This is a genomic window from Nocardioides lacusdianchii (genome assembly GCF_020102855.1).
Classification (GTDB): Bacteria; Actinomycetota; Actinomycetes; order Propionibacteriales; family Nocardioidaceae; genus Nocardioides; species Nocardioides lacusdianchii.
The window spans coordinates 374,085-380,952 of sequence record NZ_JADHZD010000004.1 but is presented as its reverse complement, the minus strand read 5'-3'; the positions used below and the strand labels follow the sequence as shown (position 1 = coordinate 380,952).

Below are 6,868 nucleotides of genomic sequence, written 5' to 3'. Positions count from 1 at the left end.
CTCCGCGAGCTCACACTCGACCCCACCCGCGACTACCAGCCCACCGGACGGCCGCCCGGCCCCACAAAGCAATAGCCGGACCTACAACTTCGTAGGTCCGGCTATTCCAATGTCCTGAGACATCACACAGTAGCGGGGGCAGGATTTGAACCTGCGACCTCTGGGAGAGATCGAGCGCCACTGAATGACTCGGATGATCGCGGATCTCCTCGGGTTTACGCGGGGAGAGCTCGCGGTTCACTACGGATTGTAGCGCCCTGTCATGGACGTGATCGGTCTGTAAGTGTCTAGTTTGTGGCAGTCGGTCCGAATGGCACGGGGGTCCGGGCGTCTGCTGGCCCCCGAGCTCGGGGCCGGCTGCGCCTGACGCTAGGCCTCCATCGGCTGGGAATCGAGGACCTCGGAGAGGTCTCCCTCTCCCTCGCGGGACGAGCGACCGACAGACGTGGAGGCCGTGACACCAGCAGCTCCAACCTGAAGTGAGCCAGATCACGATGAAGATGGAATGAATTGCCGCGGTCGAGCCTTAAGTTAGTTGAACTCTCAACCACATCCTTCACCTGGAGCAAACCGTGTCCTTCTTCCGTCGCAAGCCCACCACCGCCCCCGCCGACGCGACCCCGGTCGCCGTCGCCGAGGCCACCCCCGGGTCGGTGCTCACCGGTGACTACACCATCGACGCCAGCCACAGCCGCCTCGGCTTCTCCGCACGCCACGCGATGGTGACCACCGTCCGCGGCCAGTTCGGCGACTTCGACGGCGCCGCGCACGTCGACGCCGAGAACCCGGCAGCCTCGAGCGTGGCCCTGACGATCCGCGCCGCCAGCATCGCCACCGGCACCGCCGACCGCGACGGCCACCTCACCTCGGGCGACTTCTTCGACGTCGAGAACCACCCCGAGCTCACCTTCACCTCGACCTCGGTCGAGCGCGACGGCACCGAGTGGACCATCACCGGCGACCTCACCATCAAGGGCGTCACCAAGTCCGTCACGATCCCCTTCGAGGAGACCGGCACCGCCGTCGACCCGTTCGGCAACACCCGCGTCGGCTTCGAGGGCGCGACCACGATCAACCGCAAGGACTGGGACCTGACCTGGAATGCCGCGCTCGAGACCGGCGGCGTCCTCGTCTCCGAGAAGATCAAGCTCGAGTTCGACATCTCCGCGATCAAGAACGCCTGACGTACGGCGTCGACACCGACAAGGCCCCGGGCTCCCGTCAGGGACCCGGGGCCTCGGCATCCCTACCAGGGCAGCCCGCGCACACGATCGGTCGAGCGCGATGCGATCAAAGGTCAGTTGGCGTGTGTCAGTACTCGCGGACGCCCTCGAGGCAGTCCGGACATGCCTTCACCAGGATGGTCGAGAACGGCACCTCCCAGAACTTGACCCACGAGCTCGCGTTGCGGCCGCACACGGTCGTCCCGGTGCCCATGGCCTTGGCATGGATCCGCCCGGTCGTACCCGTCAGCCGGCCCTCGCCGTCGACGAACGCTCGGCGCTCGGGCGTCGTCGCGAAGAAGTCGGTCAGCGTGCTCGGGGACGGCGCGAGATCGGCGGATCCCAGGACCGGGAACTCACGACCGCGCCGTCGAACGCTGGGAGCTGCCTCTCTCATGACGGGACCTACCTCAGCTTCCGGACGAGCTTCTTGTTGGCGAACTCGTCGAGTCCGAACCGACCCAGCTCGCGCCCGACGCCGGAGGCCTTGACTCCGCCGAAGGGCAGGTCGGGGGCACTCTTGACCGTGGTGTTGATGCCCACCATTCCGACCTCGAGGCGGTCGGCCACCTCCCGTGCCCTCGCCTCGTCGCCGCCGAACACGGCTGCGCCGAGGCCGAAGGGCGAGTCGTTGGCGACAGCGATCGCCTGCTCTGCCGAGGCCACCCGGTAGAGGACCGCCACGGGGCCGAAGAGCTCTTCCCGGTAGGCACGCATGGTCGGCTCGACGCCGGAGAGCACCGTTGCCGGGTAGTAGGCGCCGGGGCCGTCCGGCACGGTGCCACCGAGGTGAACCTCGGCACCCTTTCCCACGGCGTCCTGCACCTGCTCCTCGAGGTCGGCTCTTCCGGCGACAGAGGCCATCGGGCCCAGCCTGGTGTCGGCCGAGGACGGGTCGCCGAGCGTCCACTGGCGCGCCTGGGCAACGAACTCCTCCAGGAACTCGTCCCACACTTCGTCCTCGATGAGGATGCGCTTCGAGGACGTGCACGCCTGGCCCGCGTTGGCGAACCGACCGGTCGCCGCTTCACGAGCAGCGCTCGGCACGTCTGCGTCCGCCAGGACGATGAACGGGTCGGAACCACCGAGCTCGAGCACGCACTTCTTCATGTGCGCCCCCGCGACACTGCCCACGGCCTGCCCGGCTCGCTCGGACCCGGTCAGCGAGACCCCCTGGACGGCAGGATGCGCGATCATCTGCGCGACCTGGTCGTTGGTGGCGAACACGTTCTGGTAGACGCCGACCGGCGCACCGGCGGCGGAGATGAGGTCAGCGATACGGAGGGCCTGCTGGGGACAGTTGCTCGCGTGCTTGAGGAGGATCGTGTTGCCGAGGAGCAGGTTCGGGGCCACGAACCGCGCGACCTGGTAGTGCGGGTAGTTCCACGGCATGATCCCGACGAGCGCGCCGATGGGCTCCGTCACGACGGTGGCGCTGCCTTGGCCGGCGATGTCGAGCTGCTCCTCGACGAGGAAGTCCGGGCCCGTGGTGGCGTAGTACTCGAAGATCGACGCGACCAGCGCGATCTCGCCCCTGGCCTGGGTGACGGGCTTGCCCATCTCGGCGGCCATCAGGGCTGCGAGATCGTCGGAGTGCTCGCGGTACTGGTCCGCGATCCTCTGGAGCAACGCGGTCCGTGCGCCGAGGTCGGCGTGCCGCCACGACAGGTAGGCGGAGTGGGCTGCCTCGACGGCAGCGTCCACCTCGGAGTCGGTCATGCTGTCGAACTCCTTGACCACGGCACCGGTGGCCGGGTCGACCGAGACGTACTTGCTCACTGTCCTGCTCCCTTCAGCACGATGCGACCCGTCACTCCACCGGCGGCGAGCCGGTCGAGGGACTCGGTCACTCCGACGAGGTCGAGCTGGGCGTCGTGGACCGGGATGCGGGGGATGTCGCCCCGCTTGGCGAGCTCGACCACCTCGTGCAGCTCGGGCAGGGTCCCGACGAAGCTGCCCTGGATGGTGATCATCTTCAGCGCCAGCAGCGCCGTGGGGATCGTCAGCTCTCCCCCGAAGAGGCCGACCTGCACCATCTGCCCTCCCTTGGCCAGGGCATCGAAGGCGACGGGAGCGGTGCGCTCGTTGTTGACGAAGTCGATGACGGCTGCGACGGGCCCACCAGTCGTGGCCTGCAGCTTGGCGGCCACGTCGTCGCCGACCGAGGTCAGGGTGTGCGACGCCCCGAGCTCCTGGGCCGCCGCGAGGTTGGTCGCCGAGGTGTCCACGGCGCAGATGGCACGGTGGCCGAGGGCGCTCAGGGTCGCGACGGCGGTCAGTCCGACTCCCCCGACCCCGATGACCACGATCGGCGCGTCTGCGGGGAGCGGCAGGACCTTGCGCGCAGCGCTGTAGGCGGTCAGCCCGGAGCAGGCCATCGTGGCCGCCCAGCTGAGGTCGAGCCCCTCGATGTCGACGAGGTAGCGCGGGTGCGGGACGAGGACCTGCTCGGCGTACCCGCCTGCTCGTGCGACGCCGATGTTGCGGCCCCGCGGACACGCGTTCTCACGTCCGTCCAGGCATGGCGGACACTCACCGCAGCCCACCCAGGGGTAGACCAGCCGGGTGCTGCCCACCTCCACGCCCTCGACGTCGGGTCCGACGGCGGTCACGACTCCCACGACCTCGTGTCCCATGACCAGGGGGTAGGGAACGCCCCGGTCTGTCAGGCGCATCTGGCCGCGTCGGCCGAGGTCGTAGTAGCCAGCTCGCAGGTGGGTGTCGGTGTGGCACACCCCGGAGCGGACGACCTCCAGCAGCACCTCAGTGCCCGAGGGCGTGGGCGTGGGGAGCTCGATCTCGGCGAGGTCGGTGGTGGTGGGCTCGGGTACGGCGAATGCGCGCATGGTTCCTCGCAATGTTCGTTGGATGGACGGGATCGACGACAGGTCGAGCCCAGAGGAGTGGCGGCCGCCACAGAGGCGGCCGCCACCCGAGTGGTCAGGCAAGTGCCGGCTGGGCGGCGGGAGCAAACTCGAATCCCTTGAAACCGGTTCCCTCGACCTCGTCGAGCTGGGCGCGGTAGTTGGCCAGTCCGCCGATGTAGAACATCACCGTCTTGGTCTTCCCGGGCACGTTGGCTCCGAAGATCCAGGAGTCGACCTGGGGGAACAGGGTCATGTCGGCGATCGTCTGGCAGGTCTCGGTCCAGGCCTGCTCGGCCTCGACCGACGGCTCGACTGCGGCGCCGCGCTCGCGGGCCTCAGCGACGAGCTTGCCGATCCACTCGACCTGGGTCTCGATGCTCGGGGGCAGGTTCGTGAAGGGGCCGTTCGGGCCGAGGATCATGAACATGTTGGGGAACCCGTTGGTGCTGACCCCGAGGTAGCTGGTCGGGGCGTCCGCCCAGGCCTCGTTGATCGTCTGCCCCCCGCGACCGCGCAGGTCCATGGCCATGTAGTTGCCGTCCACGGCGTCGAACCCGGTGGCCAGGATCAGCACGTCGAGCTCGTGGACCTTGCCGTCGGCCGTACGCACTCCCTCCGGCGTGATCTCGACGATCGGGTGCTGCTTGAGGTCGGCCACCGACACGTTGTCGCGGTTGAACGTCTCGTAGTAGTGGTTCGCGCACAACGGGCGGCGGGCGTAGAGGTCCGTCGGGGTGAGGATGCGCGCCTTCTCGGGGTCCTTGACGATCTGCTTGATCTTGGACCGGATGAAGGCCGCCGCCGCCTCGTTGGCCTCGGGGTCGGTCGCAATGTCGCAGAAAGTGCCGAACATGAACCGGAAACCGCCGCCGATGTCCCAGTTCTCCTGGAACACGCGCTGGCGCTCCTCCTCGGAGACGCTCATCGCCGGGACGGCGCTCTCCTCGAAGCCGAAGGCCACCACCGAGCTGCGGACCTGGTCCCAGATGGAGTCGAAGTCACCCTTGATGGACGACACCTCGTCGGCGGTCATGGGCCGGTCGCCCGCCGGCACGCTGTACTGCGGGGTCCGCATGAACACCGTCAGGTGCTCGACCTCCGGGGCCACCGCCGAGATGACCTGCTGACCGGTGGAGCCGTTGCCGATGACACCAACCCGCTTGCCCGCGAACTCGTGCTCGTCGGGCCAGGCGCCGGTGTGGATGATGTCGCCGGCGAAGGTCTCGATGCCCGGGATGTTCGGCATGTTGATCTTGGAGAGCAGACCCAGCGCGGTCACGACGTACGTCGCGGTGACGGTCTCGCCCTGCTCGGTGGTGACCGTCCAGCGGTTCGTGGCCTCGTCGAAGACGGCAGCCGCGATCCCGGTCTCGAGTTGGATGTCCTTCGCGAGGTCGAAGCGCTCCACGACGTGCTCGAGGTAGGCCAGGATGTCGGCCTGCTTGAGGTAGCGGGTGTTCCAGTCGTAGTCCTGGAGCAGGTCCTTGTCGAAGGAGTAGCGGTAGACGAAGCCCTCGGTGTCGGACAGCGCGCCGGGGTAGCGGTTCCAGTACCAGGTACCGCCCACGCCGCCGGCGCGGTCGTACGCACGCACCGAGAGGCCGAGCTCGTTGCGCAGCTTGTGCAGCATGTAGATCCCGCCGAAGCCGGCGCCGATGACGATGGCGTCGTAGTCGACGTGGGTGGTGGCGTCCGGGCGCGGCCCGGTCGTGGTCGTGGTGGTCATGGGTGTCTCCGTGTCTGTGGGTGGGGAGCGCAGGGGTGTCCGGCTGATCAGCCGGCGAACCACTTCGCGATGGCAGCGATCTGGTCGTCCGCGGCGGCGGTGTGGCCGGCGTTGAACGGGAACACGTGCTGCTGGCCGTCCACGACGGACAGGGTCACGTCGACGCCGGCGTCTGTGGCCAGGTCGTTGAGCCGGGTGGCGTTGTCGAGCAGGGACTCCGCGCCACCTGCGGTGATGTAGAGCCGCGGGAAGCCGGTGTAGTCGCCGTACAGCGGGTTGGCCAGGGGCGCAGAGGGGCTGGTCCGGTCGCCGAGGACGCCGGCGATCATGCCCTCGAGGAGCCCGACCGTGATGAGTGCGTCGGTGGCGTCGTTGGTGACCAGGGTCTCGCCCTTGTTCTCCATGTCGAGCCACGGGGACAACGCGATGACAGCGCCGGGGAGCGGCTTGCCCTGCTCCTTGAGGGACAGGGCCGCGGCGACGGCGAGGTTGCCGCCGGCCGAGTCGCCGATGGTGGTGACGTCCTCGGGCGCGATGCCGCTCTCGACCAACGCCTCGAACACGGAGACGGCGTCCTCGAGGCCGGCCGGGTGCGGGTGCTCGGGAGCGCGGCGGTAGTCGAGGACGAAGGAGGTCACGCCGAGCGCCTTGGCGAAGTGGCCGGCGAGCTTGCGGTGGCTGGAGGCCGAACCGACGGCGAACCCGCCACCGTGCGTGTAGAGGAGCACCTTGGAGCTGTCGGCGCCCTCGGGGTAGCACCAGATGCCCGGCACGCCGCCGACGGTGCCCTCGGCGTACGTCACGTCGGTGGGCTCGGCGGTGGGCTGGTGCCACTCGTCGAAGATGCTGCGGAACAGGCGGATGGTGAGGTTCTCGGTGGTCCCGAGGATCTCGGACCAGTCGGCGTACAGCTCCTTCAGGGGGTCCTGCTCGACTCCGACGACGGACTGCTGATCACTCATGTCACTTCTTCTTCCTAGGATGGGCTGGGTCTTGGCCACGTGCTGTCTGTCGCGGCCGGCGGGCTTCCCGCCATCCCCAGTGCTGGTGTG

The 6,868-nt window shown here is 68.5% G+C and carries 6 protein-coding genes; 1 reads left to right on the top strand and 5 read right to left on the bottom strand.

Translation table 11 applies throughout. The features are described from left to right. Window positions 1-572 precede the first annotated feature (572 nt). Window positions 573-1,184 (top strand): YceI family protein, encoded by a 612-nt coding sequence (locus tag IRX98_RS08325; protein ID WP_191279956.1) that lies wholly within the window; start codon window positions 573-575, stop codon window positions 1,182-1,184. Between the two features lie 127 nt (window positions 1,185-1,311). Here the strand turns inward: IRX98_RS08325 and IRX98_RS08320 are convergent, their stop codons facing one another. The 5 genes from IRX98_RS08320 to IRX98_RS08300 all read right to left on the bottom strand — a co-directional run bounded on the left by IRX98_RS08320 (window position 1,312) and on the right by IRX98_RS08300 (window position 6,778). Continuing rightward, a complete protein-coding gene (locus IRX98_RS08320; protein ID WP_191279955.1) occupies window positions 1,312-1,620 on the bottom strand; it encodes a hypothetical protein in 309 nt (102 codons plus the stop codon). 8 nt (window positions 1,621-1,628) lie between these two features. Further along, a complete protein-coding gene (locus IRX98_RS08315; RefSeq protein WP_191279954.1) occupies window positions 1,629-3,002 on the bottom strand; it encodes an NAD-dependent succinate-semialdehyde dehydrogenase in 1,374 nt (457 codons plus the stop codon). Continuing rightward, window positions 2,999-4,069, bottom strand: a complete 1,071-nt coding sequence (locus IRX98_RS08310) for an alcohol dehydrogenase (protein ID WP_191279953.1) — start codon at window positions 4,067-4,069, stop codon at window positions 2,999-3,001. Before IRX98_RS08310 ends, IRX98_RS08315 begins: the two co-directional genes overlap by 4 nt. 94 nt (window positions 4,070-4,163) lie before the next feature. Further along, window positions 4,164-5,816 (bottom strand): flavin-containing monooxygenase, encoded by a 1,653-nt coding sequence (locus IRX98_RS08305; protein ID WP_191279952.1) that lies wholly within the window; start codon window positions 5,814-5,816, stop codon window positions 4,164-4,166. A gap of 47 nt (window positions 5,817-5,863) precedes the next feature. Further along, on the bottom strand, window positions 5,864-6,778 hold the full coding sequence (locus tag IRX98_RS08300; protein ID WP_224275736.1) for an alpha/beta hydrolase: 915 nt from the start codon (window positions 6,776-6,778) through the stop codon (window positions 5,864-5,866). Between the last annotated feature and the right edge of the window lie 90 nt (window positions 6,779-6,868).